Source organism: Pseudomonas sp. 22072 (assembly GCF_052046095.1).
In the GTDB taxonomy this organism is placed as follows: Bacteria; Pseudomonadota; Gammaproteobacteria; order Pseudomonadales; family Pseudomonadaceae; genus Aquipseudomonas; species Aquipseudomonas paracarnis.
Genome location: NZ_JBQEQE010000075.1, coordinates 1 through 319 on the forward strand (window position 1 = coordinate 1; position 319 = coordinate 319).

Annotated in this window: 1 tRNA gene; it reads left to right on the forward strand. The window is 47.3% G+C overall.

The annotated features are described in order from the left end of the window. The first annotated feature begins 103 nt into the window (after nt 1-103). Nucleotides 104-179 (forward strand) — tRNA-Ala (locus tag ACTJLA_RS26850). The last annotated feature ends 140 nt before the right edge of the window (nt 180-319 follow it).

The window sequence follows — 319 nt, forward strand, 5'->3', positions numbered from 1 at the left end:
CTGTAGCTCAGTTGGTTAGAGCGCACCCCTGATAAGGGTGAGGTCGGCAGTTCGAATCTGCCCAGACCCACCAATTTTGTGTGGGAAACGCCTGTAGAAATACGGGGCCATAGCTCAGCTGGGAGAGCGCCTGCCTTGCACGCAGGAGGTCAACGGTTCGATCCCGTTTGGCTCCACCACTACTGCTTCTGTTTGTATAAAGCTTAGAAATGAGCATTCCATCGTTGTGATGGTGAATGTTGATTTCTAGTCTTTGACTAGTTCGTTCTTTAAAAATTTGGGTATGTGATAGAAAGATAGACTGAACGTTACTTTCACT